17 protein-coding genes and 1 riboswitch are annotated in these 23463 nt (G+C 71.0%); of the genes, 12 read left to right on the top strand and 5 right to left on the bottom strand.

All coding sequences use genetic code 11. The features are described 5' to 3' along the window. Positions 1 to 3: 3 nt before the first annotated feature. Complete coding sequence (locus LG391_RS30015; RefSeq protein WP_225771994.1) at positions 4 to 1254, bottom strand: aromatic ring-hydroxylating dioxygenase subunit alpha; 1251 nt, start codon at positions 1252 to 1254, stop codon at positions 4 to 6. A 109-nt stretch (positions 1255 to 1363) separates the two neighbouring features. After that, positions 1364 to 1574: riboswitch (cobalamin riboswitch) on the bottom strand. A 201-nt stretch (positions 1575 to 1775) separates the two neighbouring features. Between LG391_RS30015 and LG391_RS30010 the strand changes: the two genes are divergently transcribed. Together LG391_RS30010 and LG391_RS30005 are read left to right on the top strand one after the other, a co-directional pair. Further along, positions 1776 to 2498 (top strand): haloacid dehalogenase type II, encoded by a 723-nt coding sequence (locus LG391_RS30010; RefSeq protein WP_225771992.1) that lies wholly within the window; start codon positions 1776 to 1778, stop codon positions 2496 to 2498. Between the two features lie 165 nt (positions 2499 to 2663). Then, positions 2664 to 3155, top strand: coding sequence for an Lrp/AsnC family transcriptional regulator (locus LG391_RS30005; RefSeq protein WP_225771990.1), 492 nt, complete (start codon positions 2664 to 2666; stop codon positions 3153 to 3155). 97 nt (positions 3156 to 3252) lie between these two features. Here LG391_RS30005 and LG391_RS30000 read toward each other — a convergent pair whose 3' ends face one another. Beyond that, the gene (locus LG391_RS30000) at positions 3253 to 8118 is read right to left on the bottom strand and encodes an NAD-glutamate dehydrogenase (RefSeq protein ID WP_225771988.1); all 4866 of its coding nucleotides are present in this window, start codon (positions 8116 to 8118) and stop codon (positions 3253 to 3255) included. A gap of 329 nt (positions 8119 to 8447) precedes the next feature. On the opposite strand from LG391_RS30000, the gene LG391_RS29995 reads away from it, so the two are divergent. The 5 genes from LG391_RS29995 to LG391_RS29975 all read left to right on the top strand — a co-directional run bounded on the left by LG391_RS29995 (position 8448) and on the right by LG391_RS29975 (position 15188). Next, entirely contained in the window at positions 8448 to 8873 is a 426-nt protein-coding gene (locus LG391_RS29995) for a DUF5818 domain-containing protein (protein WP_225771986.1), read from the top strand. Between the two features lie 71 nt (positions 8874 to 8944). After that, the gene (locus LG391_RS29990; protein WP_225771984.1) at positions 8945 to 9319 is read left to right on the top strand and encodes a YciI family protein; all 375 of its coding nucleotides are present in this window, start codon (positions 8945 to 8947) and stop codon (positions 9317 to 9319) included. Between the two features lie 101 nt (positions 9320 to 9420). Continuing rightward, a complete protein-coding gene (locus LG391_RS29985) occupies positions 9421 to 10158 on the top strand; it encodes an ImuA family protein (protein WP_225771983.1) in 738 nt (245 codons plus the stop codon). Beyond that, positions 10073 to 11608 carry a DNA polymerase Y family protein gene (locus LG391_RS29980; RefSeq protein ID WP_225771981.1) on the top strand — a complete coding sequence of 512 codons (1536 nt, stop codon included), beginning with the start codon at positions 10073 to 10075 and terminating at the stop codon, positions 11606 to 11608. The genes LG391_RS29985 and LG391_RS29980 overlap by 86 nt, the downstream gene beginning before the upstream one ends. 343 nt (positions 11609 to 11951) lie before the next feature. Then, the gene (locus LG391_RS29975; protein WP_225771979.1) at positions 11952 to 15188 is read left to right on the top strand and encodes an error-prone DNA polymerase; all 3237 of its coding nucleotides are present in this window, start codon (positions 11952 to 11954) and stop codon (positions 15186 to 15188) included. 221 nt (positions 15189 to 15409) lie between these two features. Here LG391_RS29975 and lysS read toward each other — a convergent pair whose 3' ends face one another. Next, entirely contained in the window at positions 15410 to 16921 is a 1512-nt protein-coding gene (gene lysS, locus LG391_RS29970) for a lysine--tRNA ligase (protein ID WP_225771977.1), read from the bottom strand. Positions 16922 to 17155: 234 nt separating this feature from the next. On the opposite strand from lysS, the gene LG391_RS29965 reads away from it, so the two are divergent. The 4 genes from LG391_RS29965 (at position 17156) to LG391_RS29950 (ending at position 21022) form a co-directional block, all read left to right on the top strand. Further along, positions 17156 to 17530: a hypothetical protein gene (locus tag LG391_RS29965; protein WP_225771975.1), complete on the top strand. Its 375-nt coding sequence runs from the start codon at positions 17156 to 17158 to the stop codon at positions 17528 to 17530. Further along, on the top strand, positions 17527 to 17862 hold the full coding sequence (locus LG391_RS29960; RefSeq protein ID WP_225771973.1) for a hypothetical protein: 336 nt from the start codon (positions 17527 to 17529) through the stop codon (positions 17860 to 17862). The genes LG391_RS29965 and LG391_RS29960 overlap by 4 nt, the downstream gene beginning before the upstream one ends. 62 nt (positions 17863 to 17924) lie before the next feature. Continuing rightward, positions 17925 to 20375: an ATP-dependent helicase HrpB gene (gene hrpB, locus LG391_RS29955; RefSeq protein ID WP_225771971.1), complete on the top strand. Its 2451-nt coding sequence runs from the start codon at positions 17925 to 17927 to the stop codon at positions 20373 to 20375. Between the two features lie 5 nt (positions 20376 to 20380). Continuing rightward, positions 20381 to 21022, top strand: coding sequence for a demethoxyubiquinone hydroxylase family protein (locus LG391_RS29950; protein ID WP_225771969.1), 642 nt, complete (start codon positions 20381 to 20383; stop codon positions 21020 to 21022). Here the strand turns inward: LG391_RS29950 and LG391_RS29945 are convergent. Further along, complete coding sequence (locus LG391_RS29945; RefSeq protein ID WP_225771967.1) at positions 20982 to 21140, bottom strand: DUF3309 family protein; 159 nt, start codon at positions 21138 to 21140, stop codon at positions 20982 to 20984. The two genes, LG391_RS29950 and LG391_RS29945, sit on opposite strands and share 41 nt — an antisense overlap. A 75-nt stretch (positions 21141 to 21215) precedes the next feature. Continuing rightward, positions 21216 to 21389 (bottom strand): hypothetical protein, encoded by a 174-nt coding sequence (locus LG391_RS29940; RefSeq protein WP_225771964.1) that lies wholly within the window; start codon positions 21387 to 21389, stop codon positions 21216 to 21218. Between the two features lie 130 nt (positions 21390 to 21519). On the opposite strand from LG391_RS29940, the gene LG391_RS29935 reads away from it, so the two are divergent. Then, entirely contained in the window at positions 21520 to 23358 is a 1839-nt protein-coding gene (locus tag LG391_RS29935) for a chloride channel protein (protein WP_225771962.1), read from the top strand. Positions 23359 to 23463: the final 105 nt, after the last annotated feature.

Below are 23463 nucleotides of genomic sequence, written 5' to 3'. Positions count from 1 at the left end.
CCCTTACGCCACGTCGCGGATCGGGGTGGCGGCGGTGCCGCCGCCGAGCCGGCGGGTGATGGTGTCGGCGTACCAGTCGACGAACTGGATCACCGCGCCCTCATGCATCCGCGAATACGGCCCGGGCTCATAGGCCGGGGACAGGATGCCGCGCTGGTTCTCCTCGACGATGCGGCGGTCCTCGTCATTGGTCGCGGTCCACACCTCGGTCAGCGCCTGCAGGTCGTAGTCGACACCCTCGACCGCGTCCTTGTGCACCAGCCATCTGGTGGTGACCTCGGTCTCGGTCGGGCTGATCGGCAGGATGCGGAAGCTCAGCGCATGGTCGGCCAGCAGGTGGTTCCAGCTGTTCGGGTAGTGGTACAGCAGCATCGAGCCCAGCCTGGTGGTCGGGAAGTCGGCCAGGAGGCGCCTCACCGCCGGCTGGCCGCTCATGGTCATCGAATGGGCGTCGTTGATGAACGGCACCCGCATCACCCGGTACTGCATGTCGTCCGAGATCTGGTAGCGGCTGGGCAGGCCGATCGCCTCGCAGCTCTGCCAGTGCTCGAGGATCTCCGGGTTCTCCTCCATCCCTTTCTGGCCGCTGGTCAGGGTCGGCTGGTCGGAGAAGACGCGGCACAGCTCCGGATGGTTGCCGGAGCAGTGGTAGCATTCGCGGTTGTTCTCCATCACCAGCTTCCAGTTGCCGCGCTCGACGATGGTCGAGCTGTGGGCGACCTTGGCTTCGGAGAGGAAGTGCGGCGCCATGTAGGGCTCGACCATGCGCCGGAACGGCTCGAAGTCGCGCGGCTGGTCGGCCAGCGACAGGAAGATCCAGCCGCCGACCTCGCGGCAGGCCACCGGCTTCAGCCCGAATTCGGCCGGGTCGATCGCGTCCATCATGTCGCGGGCGAAGATCAGCTTGCCCTCGAGGTCGTAGGTCCACTGGTGATAGGGGCAGACCAGGCGAGGACGCGAGCCGCGCTCGTCGGTGCACAGGCGCGAGCCGCGGTGGCGGCAGACATTGTGGAAGGCGCGGATGGCGCGGTCGCGGCCGCGCACCACGATCACCGGATACTCGCCGATCTGCACGGTCAGGAAATCGCCCGGCCGCGTCACCTCGCAGGCATGGCCGATGAACAGCCACTCCTTGTAGAAGATGTGCTCCAGGTCCAGAGCGTGATAGGCGGGGCTGGTGTAGAAATCCCGCTTCAGGCTGAAGCCCGGCGCGCGGGAGAGCAGATCCATCAACATGGCCGAACGCGCTTCCATACCCGATCCTCTCCTCTGGGCACGGTCGCAGATGTGGCATCCGGGTACGCGCGCTCGGGGACCGGACCGGCCCGTCGCGAACATGCCCGCCGACCGCCCACCGCGATCACCGAACAGACTCCGTCGAGGCTGGTTTCCGGGCTCCGGCGGGCTTCCCGGCCCGGTGCGGCGCCTTCCCGGATCGCTCCAGTGGCCCCTGCCGCACCTTCACCGCCGTCACCGTTGCGGGGGCAGCGCCGGAGTCTCACCGGCTTCCCAATTCTCCGGCCCGCCGCTTCTGATCGGCGGCATCGGCCGGCACCTCTTGGCGGGGATCATGGCGCGACTCCGCGGCCCCGCACGCTCCAGAGCCGACACGCCATGACGCGGCTGCGACACCCATCCCGGACCGGCTGCGACTCGGCATTTTCTGCTGCCGGACGGCCGCGCCGCGCCAGCCTCTGCCGGCCGCGGAACGCGAATGCGCAGCCCCTGCCGGCGCGGCCGCGGATAATCGGGGAGACCGAAACCGGAGACCCGCCATGAAGCTGACCGACTTCAAGATCCTGACCTTCGACTGCTACGGCACGCTGATCGACTGGGAGACCGGCATGGTCAACGGGCTGGCGCCGCTGACCGCCCGCGCCAAGGCGCCGCTGACCCGCGACCAGATCCTGGAGGCCCATGCCCGGCACGAATCGGCGCAGCAGCGCTGGACCCCGGCGCGGCGCTACAGCGAGCTGCTGGCGATCGTCTACAAGCGCCTGGCCGAGGAGTGGGGCGTGGCGGCGAGCTGGGAGGAGGCGCTGGCCTATGGCCGCTCGATCAAGGACTGGCCGGCCTTCGCCGACACCGCCGGCGCGCTGCAGTACCTGAAGAAGTACTACAAGCTGGCGATCCTCTCGAATGTCGACAATGCCAGCTTCGCCCTGAGCAACGTCCGGCTGCAGGTCGAGTTCGACGCCATCTTCACCGCCGAGGACATCGGCAGCTACAAGCCGTCGGCGCGCAACTTCGACTACATGCTGGAGAAGCTGGGCGGCATGGGCATCGCCAAGGGCGAGGTGCTGCACACGGCGGAGAGCCTGTTCCACGACCACGAGCCGGCGACGGCGGCGGGCCTGGCCACCTGCTGGATCCACCGCCGCCACGCCGAGGGCGGCTTCGGCGCCACCATGAAGCCGGCGACCGAGCCCAAGGTCGATTTCCGCTTCACCAGCATGGCGGAACTTGCCAAAGCTCACCAGGAGGCGCTGCGGGGCTAGCCCGAACGCCGCCCGGCGGCCATCTGACGCGGTTTCCTGCGCTTCCGGTGCTCACGGACCTATGTCCGCTGCGCTCCGGTTCTCGGAAACCACGCCAGCTGACTCACCGGATCGACGTTCGGGCGAGACCCCGGGTGCTGCCGGCACGGGTTGAACGAGGGAAGGATGACGGGCGCGCCGAAGCTGGACCGGATCGATATCGCCATCCTGGCCCGGCTGCAGGCCGACGGGCGGATCACCAACGCCGCGCTGGCCGACGCGGTCGGCCTGTCGCCCAGCCCCTGCCTGCAGCGGGTGAAGCGGCTGGAGGCGGCGGGCTACATCACCGGCTACGGCGCCCGCATCGCCCTGGCGAAGCTGACCGAGACCGTGACCGTGTTCACCGAGGTGACGCTGAGTGACCACCGGCGCGAGGACTTCATCCGCTTCGAGGCCGGCCTGGCCACGGTCGAGGAGTTGCTGGAGTGCCACATGGTCAGCGGGGGCTACGACTATCTGCTGCGCTTCCTGACCCGCAGCATCGCCCATTACCAGCAGGTGATGGAGGCGCTGCTGGACCGGCGGCTCGGCATCGAGAAGTACTTCAGCTACATCGTCATCAAGTCGCCGATCCTGCGCCAGGCCGCCCCGCTGCAGAAACTGCTGCGGGCGGAGTAGCTCTTCGACGCGACTTCTTTGAGTCCCCCTCCCGCAAGGGGAGAGGGGACTAAAAAAGACATACCCTTATGAACGAGGAGTAAGGGCGCCTCCGCCCTCACCCCGTCGCCAAGCCGCGGAGGTTGCGGTTGGCGACGGCCAGCATCGACAGGTCGACCTGGTCCAGCGCCTTCAGCTCGGAGACCAGCTGGTCGATCCGGTCCACCGGGGCGCGGCGGTGGCCGACCCAGGCCTCCACCACATCGGCCCCGGCGGCGCCCGCCGGCGCGTCCTGCAGGGCGCGGACCGCCAAGTCGGCCTGCAGCGTGTACAGGTCGTCGACGATCGCCCCCACCGCCTGCTTCTGCCAGTGGTTGCTGGCCGGCATCCGGCTGGCGCCGTCGCGCAGCCAGGCCAGGCCCAGCCGGCGGCCGGCCTCGAAATAGACCGAAGCGACCTCGGTGACGCCGCGCCCGGCCTGGTCGGCGATGCGGATGATGTCCAGCCCCGCCGCCCACAGGTTCAGCCGGGCGACGCGCCGGGCCAGATCCTCCGGGAAGCCGGCCTCGACGAAGCCCCGGGCGCGGGCGTCGATCACGGCGCGGGCGTCGTCGAAGATCGCGGCGTCCAGCTGGCTCTCCAGCTCGGCCAGGCCGGGCTTGAGATGCGCCACGTCCTGGCTGATGTCGAGGCCGCGGCCCTGCTGGCGCAGGATCCAGGCGACGCTGCGCTCGATCAGCCGCCGCGTCGCCAGCATGGCCCGGATCTGGGCCTGCGCCTGGGCCTTGTTGTCCAGCGCCTCGACCGCCGCCCAGATGTCGCGCAGGCTGAAGCTGTCGCGCACGATCAGATAGGCGCGGGCGATATCGGCCACGCCCATGCCGGTCTTGTCCGCCAGCTCCGACACGAAGGTGGCGCCGACCCGGTTCACCATGCTGTTGGTGACGTGCGTCGCGACGATCTCGCGCCGTAGCCGGTGGTGCGGGATGGCGTCCTTGAACCGCTCGCGCAGCGCCGTCGGGAAGTACAGCACCAGGTCGTCGACCAGCGCCGGGTCGTCCGGCAGGTCGCTGGCCAGGAGCGCGTCGTAGATGGTGATCTTGGCATAGGCCAGCAGCACCGCCTGCTCCGGCCTCGTCAGCCCCTCGCGGTTGCCGGAGCGCTGGGTCAGCTCCTCGTCGGTCGGCAGCATCTCGATCACGCGGTCGAGCCGGCCCGCCTTCTCCAGCCCGCGCATGAAGCGGGCCTGCTGGTCCAGCACCTCGAAGCCCTCGCCGACCGCCAGCGACAGCGCCTGGCTCTGCAGGTAGTTGTCGCGCAGCACCAGCTGGCCGACCTCCTCGGTCATGCTCTCCAGCACCTGGTTGCGCTGCTTCAGCGTCAGGTCGCCGGCCTGGACCACGGCGCCCAGCAGGATCTTGATGTTGACCTCATGGTCCGAGGTGTCGACACCGGCCGAGTTGTCGATGAAGTCGGTGTTCAGCTTGCCGCCCGAGCCGCCGGCGCCGATGCGGGCGTATTCGATGCGGCCGAACTGGGTGACGCCGAGATTGGCGCCCTCGCCGATCACCCGGGCGCGGACGTCGCGGCCGTTGATGCGCAGCGCGTCGTTCGCCTTGTCGCCGACATCGGCGTGGCTCTCGCGGCTGCTCTTCACATAGGTGCCGATGCCGCCGAACCACAACAGGTCGACCTCGGCCTTCAGCATCGCCTGGATCAGCTCGTTCGGCGTCACCGTCTCGCGCTCGATGCCGAAGCGGGCGCGGACCTCGGGCGACAGCTTCACCGACTTCGCCTTGCGCTCATAGACCGCGCCGCCGGGCGACAGCTTCGCCGCGTCGTACTGGTCCCAGGAGCCGCGGCCGAGGTCGAACAGTCGCTTGCGCTCGGCGAAGCTGGTCGCCGCGTCCGGGTCCGGGTCGACGAAGATGTGCAGGTGGTTGAAGGCGCCGAGCAGGCGAGTGTGCTCGGACAGGATCATGCCGTTGCCGAACACGTCGCCCGACATGTCGCCGACGCCGACACAGGTGAAGTCCTGGCTCTGGATGTCGGTGCCCAGCTCGCGGAAATGGCGCTTCACCGATTCCCAGGCGCCGCGGGCGGTGATGCCCATCTTCTTGTGGTCGTAGCCGGCCGAGCCGCCCGACGCGAAGGCGTCGTCCAGCCAGAAGCCGTAGTCCTGGCTGACGCCGTTGGCGATGTCGGAGAATGTGGCCGTGCCCTTGTCGGCCGCGACGACCAGGTACGGATCGTCCTCGTCATGCCGGACCACGCGCTCCGGATGCACGGTCTCGCCGCCGACGATGGTGTCGGTGATGTCGAGCATCCCGCGCATCAGGATCTTGTAGCATTCGACGCCTTCGGCCTGGAACGCCTCGCGCCCGGCCGAGGGGGCCGGCGGCCGCTTCAGCACGAAGCCGCCCTTCGAGCCGACCGGCACGATGACGGTGTTCTTCACCATCTGCGCCTTCATCAGCCCCAGGATCTCGGTGCGGAAATCCTCGCGCCGGTCGGACCAGCGGATGCCGCCGCGGGCGACCTTGCCGCCACGGAGATGCACGCCCTCCATGCGCGGGCTGTAGACGAAGATCTCGCGCCAGGGCCGCGGCAACGGCAGCTCCTCGACCGACAGGCTGTCCAGCTTCAGCGACAGATACGGCTTCGGCCGGCCCTGGCCGTCGGTCTGGAAGTAGTTGGTGCGCAGCGTCGACCGCACCAGGTTCAGGTAGCGGCGGAGGATGCGGTCCTCGTCCAGGTTGGTCACCGCGTCCAGCGCGTGCTCGATCTCGACCAGCAGGCCGCGGATCGCCACCTCGCGGTCGCCGGTCAGGTCCGGGTCGAAGCGGGTGGCGAACATGCGGACGATCGCCCGCGTGATCTCCGGATGCGCCACCAGCGTGTCCTCGATCGTCTCCTGGCTGAAGGCGAAGCGGGCCTGGCGCAGGAACTTGGCGTAGGCGCGCAGGAGCGTGATCGACCGCCAGTCGAGCCCGCCGGCCAGCACCAGCCGGTTCAGCCGGTCGTCCTCCATGTCGCCGGTCCAGATCCGCTCGAAGGCGGTCTGGAACACGGCCTTGAGGCGGTTCAGGTCGATCGGGTCGCCGCTGCGGCTGCGCATCTCGAAATCATGGATCCAGACCGGCCCGTGGGCCTGGCCGATCGCCTGGATGTTGACTTCGGTCGGGAGCTCCGACACCACCTTGAATCCCAGATGCTCCAGCATCGGCAGCACGTCGGACAGCGGCACCGGCGTGCCGCGGTGGTACAGCTTGAAGCGCAGCTCGTTCGGCGCCGCCTCGATCGGGCGGAACAGGTGCAGCCCGATCTCGCCGTCCTCGTCGATCTCCTCGATCCGCTCGATGTCGACGATCGCCGCGGCCGGCGTGGTCTCCTCGCGATACCCGGCGGGGAAGGCCTCGGCGTAGCGGCGCAGCAGGATCAGCCCCTGCTCCTCGCCCTTCTTCTCGACCAGGGCCGACTGCAGCAGGTCGGACCAGCTGCGCCCGGCCTCGACCAGCCGCTCCTCGATCACGTCGACCGGCTCGTCGGTGCCCTGGCCGGGCTCGGTCTTGATCAGGAAGTGGACGCGGGCATGCGCCCCTTCGGTCATCTGGGTGGTGAAGGCCGTGACCGGGCCGCCATACGCCTTCTGCAGGATCTTCTGGATGCGGTGGCGCAGATCGGTGTTGTAGCGGTCGCGCGGCACGTAGACGAGGCAGGAGACGAAGCGCCCGAACGGGTCGCGGCGCACGAACAGCGCCGTCCGCTGCCGCTCCTGCAGGTGCAGGATGCCCATGCCGATGTCGAGCAGCTGCTCGTCGGAGATCTGGAACAGCTCGTCGCGCGGATAGGTGTCGAGGATATGGCCCAGCGCCTTGCCGTCATGGCTGCGCGGGTCCAGCCCGGCGCGTGCCAGGGTGCGGCTGACCTTGGCCCTGAGATAGGGGATGTCGCGGGCGCTGCGGCTGTAGGCGACCGAGGTGAACAGGCCGACGAACATGTGGTCGCCCACCACCTCGCCGGCCTCGTCGAAGATCTTGACGGTGAAGACGTCGAGATGCACCGGCCGGTGCACCGTCGCCTTCAGGCTGGCCTTGGTGACGGTCAAGGGCGCCGTGCTGCGCAGCATCGACTGCGCCTCTTCCGACATCCGGTCGTAGCGGCGGGCGCCGTCGAACACCGAGACATCCTGCTGGCGCAGGATGCCCAGGCCGCTGCCCGGCACGATCGCGATCTCGAGCCCGTCCTCGGTGCGAGCGAAGTCGTAGCGGCGATAGCCCAGGAAGGTGAAGTGGTCGTCCTCGAGCCATTCCAGGAAGGCGATGATCTCGCGCGTCTCGCCCGGGTCGACCGGCAGCGCCTCGTGGTCCAGCTCCTCCAGCACGGCGCGGATCTGCTGGCGCATCGCGCCCCAGTCCTCGACCGCGGCGCGGACATCGGCCAGAACCGCCCGCAGCGTCGCCGCGATCCGGTCGAGCGTCGCCTGGTCGGTGCGCTCGTCGATCTGGACATGCATGAAGCTCTCGGCCGGCGTGCCTTCGGGCGCCTCCGCCGGATCCTGCACATCGGTCAGCCGGCCCTGGGCGTCGCGGGTCACAGCCAGGATCGGGTGGACCACCAGATGCACGGTCAGGCCCAGCTCGGACAGCGCCGCGGTCACCGAATCGACCAGGAACGGCATGTCGTCGTTGATGATCTCGATCACGGTGTGCGGGCTGCGCCAGCCGTAATCGTCATAGACCGGGTTGAAGATCCGGATCTTGACCTCGCCCTTGCGGCGCTCGCCGCCGAACTGCAGCAGTCCGAGGGCGACGCTGTAGAGGGTGTCCGTGCCCTCGCGCAGCACGTCGTGCGGCGGCACGTTGCGGAAGTACAGGCGGGTGAACCGCTCGGCCATTCCTCCCTTCGCCGGGTCGAGCCGCTGCTTGGCCAGGGCCACGACGCCATCGACGATTTCGGCCTTGTGCTGATCGGCCTTCGACATCCTGCAGACTCCAGAGAGCGTGCGGCCCGGCCCCTCTCGAAACCGTGTCGGGCCGCATCAGGGCCCCAAGGGCATACAATCAACCCGGGCAAAAGGAAACCGCCGAACCGTGACGGTTCGAGGGCATTCCCGGACGATTTCGTCAGACAATTCCAGAGGTTAGGACACACCGGATCACAAAGTCCCCGCAATCCGGTCTGAAATAACCCGTCTTTGGTCCGGAACCTTCGCTTGTAACGCCGGCTGGACGGCGGCCCCGCTTCGCCTGTATGGAAGAAACCGTATTGGAAGAAATGATTCCGCCGCCAAAACGAGAAAGAGAGCGCGTGTTGTCGACCCGTCATCGCCCCTCGCCGACCCTCTTCATCGCATTCGCCGCGGCGACCCTCTTGGGCGCCTGCCAGACCGCCCAGCAGCAGGCCCAGATCCCGCCCTACGATTTCCCGAAGGTGTCGACCCAGTGGCATGACGGCATCAGCGTCGTCTACACCGGCACGCTCCAGGTCGGCCGGCCCTGCACCGTGCTGCGCCGCGACGACGGCAGCGAGGTGGCGATCCAGGGCAAGCCCGTCCCGGTCCGGATCGGCGACCGCGTCACCGTCTCCGGCCCGACCGCGAAATGGTCGCTGTGCCAGACGCTGGAGACGATCCGCGCCGACAAGGTCGACGTCATGACCAGCGCCTATCTGCCGGCGGCCGGCGGCACGGCCGTGACCGTGGCCCCCGGCGCCGTGGTGGTGCAGCCGACGCCCTGACCGCCAGCCGGGATGCCGGCGCAGCCCGACTCAGGCATACTCCCGCCCGGACACGGGAAGGGGAGGCCCGGATGCTCTACGCCATTCTCTGCTACAACTCGGAAGAGGCCGTCGGCGCCTGGACCCAGGCGGAGGACGACGCGGTCATGGCCCGGCTCGACGTCGTCCACCGTCGGCTGGCCGCCGAGGGCAGGCTCGGCCCGGCGGCGCGGCTGGCCTTCACCAGCGCCGCGACCACGCTGATGAAGGGCCATGAGCCGCCTTTGGTGATCGACGGCCCCTATGCCGAGACCAAGGAGCAGATGCTCGGCTTCTACGTGGTCGACTGCGAGTCGCGGGACGAGGCGGTGGCCATCGCCCAGGACCTGGCGCAGGCCAATCCCGGCGCCGGCGGCTACGAGATCCGGCCGGTCCGGCTGTTCCTGCCCGGCACCCGCGCAGCCTGACCGCGGGCCGCCCGGATTCATGGGGCGGCCCAACCCGGCTTGACTCTCGGGCTCGGCGGTGGATTCATATTGGAACAAATACGGAACAACCATGCCCCGCCATGTCCGCCCTCGCTGCCCTGCGCGAGCGCCTGAACCGGTACGGATCCGCTGTCGAGGAGCCGGGAGTCCTGCCGCTCGCCCTGCCTCCGATCGATGACCGCCTGCCGCGCGGCGGGCTGGCGCTCGGCCGGCTGCACCGGATCGCCGGCGCCGGCGACGATCCGGCCGGGGCGGCGGCCACCGGTTTTTCCGCGCGGCTCCTGGCCCGGCTGCAGAAGCGCGGGCCGGTGCTGTGGTGCGCCGCGGCCGACGATTTGTACCCGCCGGCCCTGGCCGCGCTGGGGCTGGATCCCGACCGGCTGGTCCTGGTCCGGCCGCGCGACGAGACCGGCGTCCTGGCGGTGGCGGAGGAGGCGCTGCGCACCCGCGGATTCGGCGCCGTGCTGGCCGAGGCGGCGCGGGCCGAGCTCTTAGCCGAGCGGCGGCTGCAGCTGGCCTGCGAGGCGCACGGCACCACCGCCTTCCTGCTGCAGCGCCGGCCGGTCGCGCTGCGGCCAGGCCGCACCGCTGCCAGCGCCGCGGTGACGCGCTGGACCGTGGCCCCGGCGCCGAGCGGCGGTGCCACCGCCTGGGTCGGCCCGGCGCGCTGGGAGCTGGCTCTGACCCACAGCCGCGGCGGCCGGCCCGGCCGCTGGATCGTGGAGACCGAGGATGGGACGGATCGTCTCGCTGTGGTTGCCGAACTGGCCGATCACGCGGCTGCGGCTGACCACGCCTCCCGACGCCTGGCCGGCTGAGCCGGTCGCGATCGTCGAGACCGTCGAGCAGCGGCGCCAGGTGGTGGCGGTGGACGGCCGCGGCTGGGCCGCCGGCATCCGGCCCGGCCAGAAGGCGACCGACGCCCGCGCCGTGCTGCCGGCGCTGGCCCTGGTCCCGGCCGATCCTGCCGCCGATGCCCGGGCCCTGGCCCGGCTGGTGCGCTGGGCCGGCCGCTACAGCCCCGCCGTCGCCCCCTGCCCGCCCGACGGGCTGTGGCTCGACATCACCGGCTGCGCCCATCTCTGGGGCGGCGAGGACGGGCTGCTGGCCGACCTGGCCGGGCGGCTGGAACGCCGGGGCCTGCCCGCCCGCATCGCCGTCGCCGGCAGCTTCGGCGCCGCCTGGGCGCTGGCGCATTACGACCGGGCCGATCGGCGGATCCTGCCGGACGGCACCGAGCACGAGGCCCTGACCCCGCTGCCGATGGCGGCGCTGCGGCTGGGCGAGGACGAGGTCGCGGCGCTGCGGCGGATCGGCCTGACCCGGATCGGCGAGCTGCTGGCGGCGCCGCGCGCCGGCCTGGCCCGCCGCTTCGGCGCCGGCCCGCTGCTGCGGCTGGACCAGGCGCTGGGCCGGGCCGAGGAGACGGTCGGCTTCCGCCGGCCGCCGACACCCTGGTTCGCCCGCCTGGCCTTCGCCGAGCCGATCGGCACGCCGGAGGACCTGCAGCGCGCCATCGCCGCGCTGGCCGCCGATCTCTGCGCCCGGCTGGAGGCGCGGATGATGGGCGCGGCGCAGTTCATCGCCGCCTTCCACAGGGTCGACGGCCGCTGCCAGACCATCGCCATCCGCACCGCCCTGCCGGTGCGCGACCCGGCGCGGGTCGGGCGCCTGTTGGCCGACCGGCTGGACCGGGTCGACCCCGGCTTCGGCATCGAGGTCGCGACGCTGCGCGCCGACCGGGTGGCGCCGGTGGCGGGACGCCAATCGGGCCTGAGCACGCTGGAGGGCGAAAGCGCCGGGATCGCGGATCTGGCCGGCTTCGTCGACATCGTCGGCAACCGCATCGGCTTCGACCGGATCTGGCGTCCGGCCGCGGTGGAGCGCCACCTGCCCGAGCGCTGCGTCGCCCCCCGCCCGCCGCTGGCCCCGGATCAGGGCAAGCCCTGGCCGTCCAGCTGGATCCGCCCTCTGCGCCTCCTGCGCCGGCCGGAGCCGATCAAGGCGATCGCCCAGATCCCGGACGACCCGCCGACCAGCTTCCAATGGGCCGGCAAGACCCACCGCGTGCGCCGTGCCGACGGGCCGGAGCGCATCGCCTATGAATGGTGGCGCCAGGCCCGGCCGCAGGACCGGGCGGAGCCGGATATGATCCGCGACTATTACCGGGTGGAGGACGAGACCGGCCGCCGCTTCTGGCTCTACCGCGCCGGTCTGTACCGCGAGGGCGAGACCGCCCGCTGGTACCTGCACGGGATGTTCGACTGATGGCCGGGGTGGTCCTCAGAGCGCTGCATATTTTGAGTCCCCCCTCCCCTCGCGGGAGGGGTAGAAGGGGTTGTCGGGGTCCCGAGCCGGCGGCGCGATATCGTCAGCGCCTGTATCCGCAGAGCGTTGCTCCCTCACCGTCATTGCGAGCGCAGCGAAGCAGTCCAGGGACCCCACGCAACGGCCTCTGGATTGCTTCGTCGGCTTCGCCTCCTCGCAATGACGGTGAGGAGGATTCTGAAAAAATCCCTTTCGCGCGCGGACGCGCGCAGACCCCTCCCCCTGCCCCCCTCCCGCAAGGGGAGGGGGGACTCGGTAAGGAATCCTGGCGGAGGGCCGTCCCATGACCGCCTATGCCGAGCTGCACGTCACCACCAACTTCTCCTTCCTGCGCGGCGGGTCGCATCCGGCGGAGCTGGTGGAGACGGCGATCCTGCTGGGCCTGTCCGCCATCGCGGTGACCGACCGCAACAGCCTGGCCGGGATCGTGCGCGGCCATATCGCCGCCAATCGCGACCAGAACCGGCAGAAGGCCTGCCGCATCCCCTACATCGTTGGCTGCCGGCTGGACTTCGTCGATGCGCCGAGCCTGCTGTGCTATCCGACCGATATCGACGCCTATGGCCGGCTGTGCCGGCTGCTGACCCAGGGGAATCTCCGGGCGAAGAAGGGCGAATGCCTGCTGTACCACGCCGACCTGCTGCCGTTCAGCGACGGCCAAGTCCTGGCGGTGCTGCCGCCCGACCGGATCGACGGCGGCTTCGTCGCGCATCTCGACCGGCTGCGCTCGGACATGGGAAAGCGGGTCTTCCTGGCGGCCAGCCACCGCTATCGCGGCGACGATGCGCGGCGGCTGGAGGAGCTGCGGGAGGTGGCTTTCCGCACCCGAGCACCGATGGTCGCCACCAACGACGTGCTGTATCACGTGCCGCAGCGGCGGCGGCTGCAGGACGCGCTGACCTGCATCCGCGAGCACTGCACCATCGACAATGCCGGCTGGCGGCTGGAGGCCAATGCCGAGCGGCACCTGAAGACGCCCGACGAGATGGCGCGGCTGTTCCGCGATCATCCTTATGCGCTGGAGCGGACGATCGAGATCGCCGAGCGCTGCCGCTTCGACCTGGATGAGCTGTCCAAGAAATATCTGTATCCCGAGGAGATCACGCCGAACGGCGAACCCCCGCAGGATCGTCTGGAACGGCTGACCTGGGAGGGTGCGGCCAGGCTGTACCCGCAAGGCGTGCCGGCCGAGTTGCACAGCCAGATCGAAAAGGAACTGGGTCTGATCGGCCGGCGCGAATACGCGCCTTTCTTCCTGACCGTGGCTGACATCGTCGCCTTCGCGAACAGCCGAGGCATTCTGAACCAGGGCCGCGGCTCCGCCGCCAACAGCATCGTCTGCTACTGCCTGGGAATCACGGCGGTGAACCCGACCGAGGTCAACCTGCTGTTCGAGCGCTTCATCAGCGAGGAGCGGCATGAGCCGCCCGATATCGACGTCGATTTCGAGCACGAGCGGCGCGAGGAGGTGATCCAGCACATCTATGAGACGTTCGGCCGCGATCGCGCCGCCCTCACGGCCACCGTGATCTGCTACCGCACCCGTGGCGCGCTGCGCGACGTCGGCAAGGCGATGGGCCTGTCGGAGGACATGGTCAGTGCCCTGACCGGCTCGATCTGGGGATGGAGCATGGACGGGCTGGACGAGAGCCAGGTGCGCGAGGCCGGGCTGGATCCGACTGATCCCCGACTGCGCCTGACCCTGGATCTCGCCTTCGAGCTGATGGGCTTTCCCCGGCATCTCAGCCAGCACACCGGCGGCTTCGTCTTCGCCCGCAAGCGGCTGGACGAGCTGGTGCCGATCGAGAATGCAGCGATGGAGGATCGCACCGTCATCTGCTGGGACAAGGACGATATCGAAGCGCTGGGCATGCTGAAGGTCGACGTGCTGGCGCTCGGCATGCTCTCCGCGCTCAAACGCTGCTTCGATCTGATGCACGCGCATTATCCGGAGGACTTCCGCGAACGGCCGAAGCTGGGCCGCCGGCCGACCGACAAAGCCGTGTACGACATGCTGAGCCGGGCCGATTCGATCGGCGTGTTCCAGGTCGAATCCCGGGCCCAGCAATCGATGCTGCCGCGGCTGAAGCCACAGACCTATTACGACCTGGTGATCGAAGTCGCGATCGTCCGCCCCGGCCCGATCCAGGGCGACATGGTGCATCCCTATCTGCGCCGCCGCGATGGCATCGAGCCGATCACCTACCCGAAGGACGAGCTCCGGGAGGTGCTGGAGAAGACCAAAGGCGTGCCGCTGTTCCAGGAGCAGGGCATGAAGCTGGCCATCGTCGCCGCCAAGTTCAGCCCGGCCGAGGCCGACAGCCTGCGGCGGGCCATGGCCACCTTCAAGAACGAAGGCACCATCGGCCGATATGAGAAGCGCTTCGTCGAGGGCATGGTCGCCAACGGCTATGAGCGCGACTTCGCCGAGCGCTGTTTCAGCCAGATCAAGGGCTTCGGCAGCTACGGCTTCCCCGAGGCGCATGCCGCCTCCTTCGCGCTTCTGGTCTATGAGAGCGCCTGGGTGAAGCACTATTACCCCGAGGTGTTCTGCTGCGCCCTGATCAATTCGCAGCCCATGGGCTTCTACGCCCCGGCCCAGCTGGTGCGCGACGCACGCGAGCACGGCGTCGAGATCCGGCCGGTCGACGTCAACCGCAGCGACTGGGACTGCACCCTGGAACCCACCGGCGGCGAGGACCATGCCGTGCGCCTGGGCCTGCGCCTGGTGAAGGGGCTGAACGAGGAGGAGGGCCAGAGGGTCGTGGAACGGCGCGGCGCCGGCTACGCCTCGCCGGCCGACCTCGCCCGCCGCGCCGGCGTCTCCGCCCGCGCCCTGAACCGGCTGGCCGAGGCCGCCGCCTTCGGGTCGATGGGCCTCGACCGGCAGCAGGGGCTATGGGCGGTCTCCGGGGTGGAAGGCGAGGCTCTGCCGCTGTTCGCCGCCCGGCCCGCCCAGCTGGCGCTGTTCGAGGAGCAGGAAGCAGAGCTGCCGCCTTTGCCGCCGGGCCTCGAGGTGCTGGAGGATTATGCCACCATCGGCCTGTCGCTGACGCGGCATCCGCTGGCGCTGCTGCGCCCGGTGCTCAATCGGCTCGGCATCGTCCCGGCGCGCAGCCTGCGCGACGACGAGACCCGCGACGGCGCGCGCATCCGCGTCGCCGGCATCGTGCTGTTCCGGCAGCGGCCGCAGACCTCCAACGGCACCATCTTCGTCACCGTCGAGGACGAGAGCGGCGCCGCCAACATCGTGGTCTGGTCGCATGTGTCGGAGCAGCACCGCCGCGCCGTCTATGCCGGCCGCCTGCTGGCCTGCGAAGGCCGGGTGCAGAAGGTGGGCGAGGGCGAGCACATGGTGATCCATGTGGTGGCCGAGCGCTTCGTCGATTGGAGCGACCAGCTGCCGGTCCTGGCCCGCGGCACCGACCAGGTCGTGCTGGACCCCGCGCCCCAGGGCCGCCCCCGCGCCGCCGCCGGACGCGGCCACCGGGTGACGCTGAAGAGCCGGGATTTCAAGTGACGGACAAGCAATGGCCCTGGCAACATCAATCACCAGCCCGCCCAGGCTTTCACTCTCCCCCTCCCCTTGCGGGAGGGGGGCAGGGGGGTCTGCGCGCGTCCGCGCGCAAATGGTCAGTCAGAAAACGGCGTCGGGTGTGGCCAGCCTGGATCGGGCCGAGAGCCCCCTCCCCTACCCTCCCGCAAGGGGAGGGGGAGGATGGAAGGGCCGCCCGAACGCCCCTACTTCCTGGGCCGCAGGGTCGGGAACAGGATGACGTCGCGGATCGAGGCGGAGTTGGTGACCAGCATCACCAGCCGGTCGATGCCGATGCCCATGCCGCCGGTCGGCGGCAGGCCGTATTCCAGGGCGGTGACGTAGTCGCGGTCCATCATCTGGGCCTCGTCGTCGCCGGCGTCGCGCGCCGCCACCTGGGCGGCGAAGCGCTCATACTGGTCCTGCGGGTCGCTCAGCTCGGAGAAGGCGTTGGCGATCTCCCAGCCATTGGCATAGGTCTCGAACCGCTCGGTCAGGCGCGGGTCGGTGCGGTGCGCCTTGGCCAGCGGCGAGATCTCCTTCGGCATGTCGGTGACATGGGTCGGCTGGATCAGCGTGTGCTCGACCGTCTCGCCGAACACCAGCTCCACCACCTGGCCCCAATTCTCCTTGCCGGAGACCTTGAGCTGAAGGCCCCGAGCGGCTTCCCGCGCGGCCTCGGCGCCCTCGATCTGCAGGAAGTCGACGCCGGTCGCTTCCTTCACCAGCTCGGTCATCGGGGCGCGGCGGTACTGGCCGCCGAACTCGATCTGGTGCTCGCCGAAGGTCACGGTGGTGCCGCCGGTCGCCGCCTTCGCCGCCGCGGCGAAGATGTCCTCGGCCAGCGCCATCATGTCGGTGTAGTCGGCATAGGCCTGGTACAGCTCGAGCATCGTGAACTCCGGATTGTGCCGGGTCGAGATGCCCTCGTTGCGGAAGTTGCGGTTGATCTCGAACACCCGCTCCGACACGCCGCCGACGATCAGCCGCTTCAGGTACAGCTCCGGCGCGATGCGCAGGTACAGGTCCATATCGAGCGTGTTGTGATGCGTCACGAACGGCCGGGCCGAGGCGCCGCCCAGGATCGGGTGCAGCATCGGCGTCTCGACCTCGAGGAAGCCGCGATCCTGCATCAGCCGGCGGATGTCGGCGACGATCCGGCTGCGGGCGCGGAAGGTCTCGCGGCTCTCCTCGCTCATGATCAGGTCGAGATAGCGCTGGCGATAACGCGCCTCGACATCGGTCAGGCCGTGATACTTCTCCGGCAGCGGCAGCAGCGTCTTGGCCAGCAGGTCGACATGCTGGGCGTTGATGGTCAGCTCGCCGCGCTTGGTGCGGCGGATGAAGCCCTCGACGCCGATCAGGTCGCCGATGTCGAGCAGCCCGACCAGCTCCTGCGTCGCCGGGTCGGCATAGTCCTTGTGGCAGAACACCTGGATCTTGCCGCTGACGTCGTGCAGGTCGATGAACATGCCGCTGTTGCGGTACGCCCGGATGCGGCCGGCGATGCGGACCACGTCCTCCGGCTTTTCCGCCTCGGCCGGCAGCTCGGCATAGCGCGCCTGCAGCCCGACGGCGTCCGCCGTCTTCTCGTAATGATAGGGGTAGGGGTCGATCCCCTTCGCCCGCAGCGCCCGCAGTTTCTCCAGCCGCGGCGTCTTCAGCGGGTTGTCGGCATCGTCGTGCGGGGCGCGGACGCTCTCGACGCTGTCGGACATGATCGGGACTCCAGGGCAGGAAACGGCATGACGGATGAACGGGGATCGCGTCCTCTACCCGCCGCATCCCGGGGGTGCAAGCCGGTTCCGCGCATGGCCCCCTTCTCTTCTCGCGGCGGCAAGCGTTTTCGATATCCGAATGTTCCACACCTGTTTATGAGAAATTGAGTCATACTTCCGTATTGAAGCCGGCACCGTACCGACCGGCGGCTGCGAGCAGTGAGGGCGTTCGAGATGAGAGACAGCGTTTCCCGCATGGTCGTTGCGGCCACCCTGGCCGCAGCCGGCCTGGCCGCTTGCTCCGACACAACGCCCTGGGCCTATCCGACCGAGCCCGAGACCGCGCAGCATGCCGCGTCGGTCCGGGTCGAGCCCCTGCCACGGCCGGCGGCCGCGCCGCCGGCCTACACCGCGCCGCGGGTGATCGCGACCGCGCCCGCCCCCGTGTCCCCGCCGCCCACAGTGACCTATGCGCCGCCGCGGACCGTCCCGGCCTCCCCGCCCACCCCCGTCGTGACGGCGCCGCCGCGCGTGGCCGGAGCCGCCCCGCCGGTGACGGTCGCCGCGGCCCTCCGCGCGCCGCCCACCCCGCACCGCCGGCGCAGGTGACGCCGGCACCGGCGCCCGTCACCGTGATCGCGGCGCCACCGGCGACCACCGTCTATGTCCCGGCCCGGCCGATGCTGACCGAGAAAAGCGGCCTGATCGACTTCGTGCTGTCCGACGCCTCCGGCCGGCCCGACGGCGTGATCCTGAAGGACAAGACCGTGATCCGCTTCTCCCCGGCCTTCGCCCTGGCGATGGACCCCGACCGCAGCCGCCTGGCTCCCGGCCGGCCGATCGTGGTGCGCGGCACCGTCTCGGGCGGCCGCCGGACCCCGGTGCTGAACGCGGTCGAGATGGGCAGCGACATCTACTCGATGGTGACGCTCGGCTATTAGCCTTGGAGCGGGCGTCGCACCTGGTGCAGGAATAGGCCTCCCGAGGCTTTCCCAAGAGCACCGTGACCCCGGCCCTGCCCCCTCTCCCGATCGATGCGGCGCTGCCGCCGCTGCGCGCCGCTTTGGCCGAGCGCGGCCGCGCCGTGCTGCAGGCGCCGCCCGGCGCCGGCAAGACCACGCGGGTGCCGCTGGCGCTGCTGGGCGAGCCCTGGCTGGGCGGCGGCAGGATCATCATGCTGGAGCCGCGGCGGATCGCGGCCCGCGCCGCCGCCGGCCACATGGCCTCGCTGCTGGGCGGGACGGTCGGCGGCACGGTCGGCTACCGCATCCGCATGGACCGCAGGATCGGGCCGGACACCCGGATCGAGGTGGTGACCGAGGGCATCCTGACCCGGATGCTGCAGGACGACCCGGCGCTGGAGGGCGTCGGCGCCGTGATCTTCGACGAGTTCCACGAGCGCAGCCTGAACGCCGATCTCGGCCTGGCCCTGGCGCTGGAGACGGCCGAGCTGCGCGGCGACCTGCGCCTGCTGGTGATGTCGGCGACGCTGGATGGCGGGCCGGTGGCGCGCCTGCTGGGCGACGCGCCGGTCGTCACCTCCGAGGGTCGGGCCTACCCCGTGGAGACCCGCCATGTGCCGCCGCGGCCCGGCGAGGCGATCGAGGATGCCGTCGCCCGGGCGGTGCGCGACGCGCTGGCGGAGGAGACGGGCAGCCTGCTGGTGTTCCTGCCCGGCGCGCGCGAGATCCGGCGGGTGCAGGCCAGGCTGGCCGGCCTCGGCGACGGCGTCATCGTAGCGCCGCTCTATGGCGACCTGCCGGCCGCGGCGCAGGACCAGGCGATCCGCCCGGCGCCGGCCGGGACGCGCAAGGTGGTGTTGGCGACCAACATCGCCGAGACCAGCCTGACCATAGAGGGCGTGCGGGTGGTGATCGACAGCGGCCTGGCCCGGGCGCCGCGCTTCGACCCGCGCACCGGCATGAGCCGGCTGGAGACGGTGACCATCGCCCGCGCCGCCGCCGACCAGCGCCGCGGCCGCGCCGGCCGCACCGGGCCCGGCGTGTGCTGGCGGCTGTGGGCCAAGGCCGGCGAAGGCGCCATGGCGCCCTTCGACCCGCCCGAGATCCTGGTCGCCGACCTGGCGCCGCTGGCGCTGGAGCTGGCCCTCTGGGGCGGCGGCGGCCTGGCCTGGCTGGACCCGCCGCCGGCCGCGGCGCTGGCCCAGGCGCGCGAGCTTCTGGCCGAGCTGGGGGCCATCCATGCGGACGGACGGCCGACGGCGCACGGCAAGGCGATGGCCCGGCTGCCGCTGCATCCCCGCCTCGCCCACATGGTGCTGCGCGCCAAGGCCGAGGGCGTCGGCGGCACGGCGGCGGAGCTGGCGGCCATCCTGGAGGGCCGCCGGCCGTCATCCGAGACCGATCTGCGCGCCTCGCTCGAAGCCCTGCGTCGCGATCGCGGCGACCCGGCGGTCGCCCGGCTGCGCGAGGCGGCGCGCGACATCGCCCGGCGCTTCGGCCTCGGCTCCGGCGGCGGGCCGGAGGATGCCGGCGCCCTCTTGGCCCTGGCCTATCCCGACCGCGTGGCCAGGCGCCGCCCGGGCGGGCGCGGCAGCTTCCTCCTGGCCAATGGCCGTGGCGCCGCGCTGCGGGAGGGCGATCCGCTTGCCGGCGCCGAATACCTCGCGGTCGCCGAGACCGACGACGCCGGGCGCGAGGCCCGCATCCTGACGGCGGCGCCGCTGGACGAGGCGACGCTGGAAGCGGTGCTGGGCGACCGCATCGCCTGGGTCGAGACGGTCTCCTGGGATGCGGCCGAGCAGGCCGTGGCCGCCCGCCGCCAGCGCCGGCTGGGCGCGCTGGTGCTGGCCGACGCGGCGCTGCCGAACCCCGATCCGGCGTCCGTCGCCGCGGCGCTGCTGGAGGGGGTGCGGCGGCTCGGCCTCGCCGCCCTGCCCTGGCGCGACGGTGCGGTGGCGCTGCGCCAACGGGTCGACTTCGCCCGGGCGCTGGAGGGCGAGGCCTGGCCCGACTGGTCGGACGCCGCCCTGGTCGAAACGCTGGAGGAGTGGCTGGGGCCGTATCTCGGCGGGATGCGGCGGCGCGGCGACCTCGACCGGCTGGACCTGGCGCAGATCCTCGCGGCATCGCTGGGCTGGGAGCGGCAGCGCGCGCTGGACACGCTGGCGCCCGCCGCGATCCCGATCCCCAGCGGCCGGCGCGCCGCGCTGGACTATGCCGACCCGGCCCAGCCGGTGCTGGCGGTGAAGCTGCAGGAGATGTTCGGCCAAGCCGAGACGCCGCGCGTCGGGGGCGGCCGGGTGCCGGTCGCGATCCACCTGCTGTCCCCGGCCGGGCGGCCGCTGCAGGTGACCCGCGACCTCGCCGGCTTCTGGGCCGGCAGCTATGCCGAGGTGCGGCGCGACATGCGCGGCCGCTATCCCCGCCACCCCTGGCCCGACGACCCGCTGGCCGCCCCGGCCACCGCCCGGGCCAAGCCGCGGGGGACCTGAGGCCCATGGCCGCCGCGGACCCGTCGCTCGATGCCGCCGTCGCCGCCAGCCCGGCCGACGGCATCTCGGGTCGCCACCGGCTAACCATCGCCCGGATCCTGCGCGTCAACCATGCCGGGGAATACGGCGCGATCCGCATCTACGGCGCGCAGATCGCCGTCGCCCGCCGGCTGTGGCCGGATCTGGTGCCGCGCCTCGAGGAGATGCGGAGCGACGAGATCCGGCATTGCCGCCTGTTCCGCGGCGCCATGCCGACCCGCAACTCCCGCCCCTGCCGGGTGATGCAGCTGTGGAGCCTGGGCGGCTTCGTCCTGGGCTTCGCCACCGCCCTGGCCGGGCGCCGGACGATCTGGATCTGCACCGCCGCGGTCGAGGCCGCGGTGCACCGCCATCTCGGCGACCAGCTGCGGTTCCTGGCGGGCAAGGACGACGGCGTCGGCGCCATCATCCGCGACATCAACTTCGAGGAGATCGCCCATCTGCGCACGGCCGAGGCCCAGCTGGGGCCCGGCCATGCCCGGGGGCGGCTCTACGCCGTGATCGCCGCGATCACCGACCTGCTGATCTGGCTGTCGACCTGGGGCGATTCCGCCCGCATGGCCCGGGCTATATCCGCCCCATCAGCACCAGGACCAGCAGGACGATGACGATCACCCCGAGCAGGCCGCTCGGACCGTAGCCCCAGCCGCTGCTGTACGGCCAGGACGGGAAGGCGCCGATCAGGAGGATGATCAGGATGATCAGCAGAATGGTTCCGATGCCCATGACGGCACCTCGCGTTGTTCGCGCTGATTCCCTCAATAGGAGCCGGGAAATGTAAGTTCCTGCCGACCGGGCCGCCTAATCGCCCTTGGCGCGCATCGCCAGCGCGCCGATCGCCGCCGCCAGGACCAGGCCGGCGACGAAGCCGATGCCCATGCCCCAGAGGCCGATGCCGCCGCTGCCGAGCAGGTGGCCGGCCACGGCGCCGGCCAGCGCCAGGATGAAGGACAGGAAGCAGCCGATCAGAACCATCGCGTCACCTTCGTCTTTCGCCCCCCGATCCGGTTAGAGCGGAGTTGCGACCATTCGTCGAGCCCTCGTCCCCTTGCGCCGCCCGCGGGGCTCGGCCACAAGGGCTGAACCTCCCGACACGGCGGCGATCATGGCCACGCCCCAGGCCGAAGACGCGATATCCTCCCCGTCCCCGCGCGGCCTGCGCCGGCAGCTGCTGCGCCTGCATCTGTGGACCCGGCTGCGCAGCGCCGTGCGCGCCAACGACATCGCCCTGCCGCTGCTGGCGGTGGCGATCGGCGTCATCGTCGGTCTCGCCGTCGTCGCCCTGCGCTGGGCGCTGCAGATCGTGCACGAGCTGCTGTTCGGCCTGCCGAGCGGCCAGCGCCTGAGCGCCAGCATCGACACCAGCCCGATGCTGACCGTGCTGGTGCCGGTGCTGGGCGGCCTGGCCTTCGGCGGCGCGATGTGGGCGATCAGCCGCTGGCGCCCCCGCCCGCCGGTCGACCCGATCGAGGCCAACGCCCTCTATGGCGGCCGGATGTCGCTGCGCGACGGCTTCGTCGTCGCCGGCGCCACGCTGATGTCCAGCGGCGTCGGCGCCTCGGTCGGCATGGAGGCCGGCTACACCCAGCTCGGCGGCGGCTTCGCCTCGCGCATCGGCCAGATCTTCCGGCTGCGCCGGGCCGATCTGCGCACCATCGTCGGCTGCGGCACCGCCGCCGCCATCGCCGCCGCCTTCGACGCGCCGCTGGCCGGGACCTTCTACGCCTTCGAGCTGATCATGGGCGCGTACACCGCGGCGACGCTGGCGCCGGTGGTGGCGGCGGCGCTGGCGGCCACGGCGGTGGAGCGGGTGCTGCTGGACGAGGGCCCCTTCCTGACGGTGACCTGGACCACCGGCCTGCACGCCAGCGACTACGCGATCTTCGTCCTGATCGGCTTGGCCTGCGCCGGCCTGGGCATCCTGATGATGCAGGGCGTCACCTGGACCGAGCGGGCGATGCGCCGGCTGGCCCTGCCGCAGGTGCTGCGCCCCGCCGTCGGCGGGCTGATCGTCGGGGTGATGGCGCTGCGCTTCCCGGAGGTGCTGAGCTCCGGCCACGGCGCGCTCTACGCCGACCTGACCCTGGCGCCGCCCCTGACCGCCCTGGCCCTGCTGCTGGTCGCCAAGACCGCGGCGGCGGCGATCTCGCTCGGCGCCGGCTTCCGCGGCGGCCTGTTCTTCACCTCTCTCCTGACCGGCGCGCTGTTCGGCGGCATCCTGGCCCAGCTGACGGCGCTGGCCCTGCCCGGCCATCCGGTCGAGCACCTGGCCTATTCCCTGGTCGGCATGGCCTCGATGGCCGCCGCGGTGATCGGCGGGCCGCTGACCATGACCTTCCTGGCGCTGGAGCTGAGCGGCGACTTCTCCGTCACCATCGGCGTGATGGTGGGCGTGGTGGTCGCGGCCGCGGTGGTACGGCACCTGTTCGGCTATTCCTTCGCCACCTGGCGCTTCCACCTGCGCGGCGAGGCGATCCGCGGCGCCCAGGATGTCGGCTGGATCCGCGACCTGACGGTCGCCCGGCTGATGCGCCGCGACGCCCGCAGTGTGCCGGAGACGACGACGGTGGCGGATTTCCGCCGGCAGTTCCCGGTCGGGTCCACCCAGCGCGTCTTCGTCACCGATGCCGCCGGCCGCGCCGCCGGGGTGGTGCAGGTGTCCGACGCGCACAATGCCGACCACGACGCCGAGGCCGAGACCACCGAGATCGGCGCGCTGCGCCACGCCGCCGCCTATATCCTGCTGCCCGGCCAGACCATCCGCACGGCGCTGGAGCTGTTCCAGGCGGCGGAGACCGAGACCCTGCCGGTGGTCAGCGACGCGCAGGAGCGGCGGATCATCGGCTATGTCAGCGAAGCCTACGCGCTGCGCCGCTACAGCGAGGAGCTGGAGCGCCGCCGGGCCGAGGATGCCGGCGAGCGCTGGTTCCGCTCGACCGAGTGAGAGACCGTTTGTAAACGCTACTGGTGCGGCCGGCTGACGGCGGTTTCTGCGCTTCCGGTGCTCACGCACCAAACGTGCGCTGCGCTCCGGTTCTCGAAACCACCG

Origin of the sequence: Inquilinus sp. Marseille-Q2685, from assembly GCF_916619195.1 — a bacterium.
Classification (GTDB): Bacteria; Pseudomonadota; Alphaproteobacteria; order DSM-16000; family Inquilinaceae; genus Inquilinus.
Note: the sequence above shows the minus strand (reverse complement) of the source record. Positions and strands in the feature narration are given on the sequence as shown.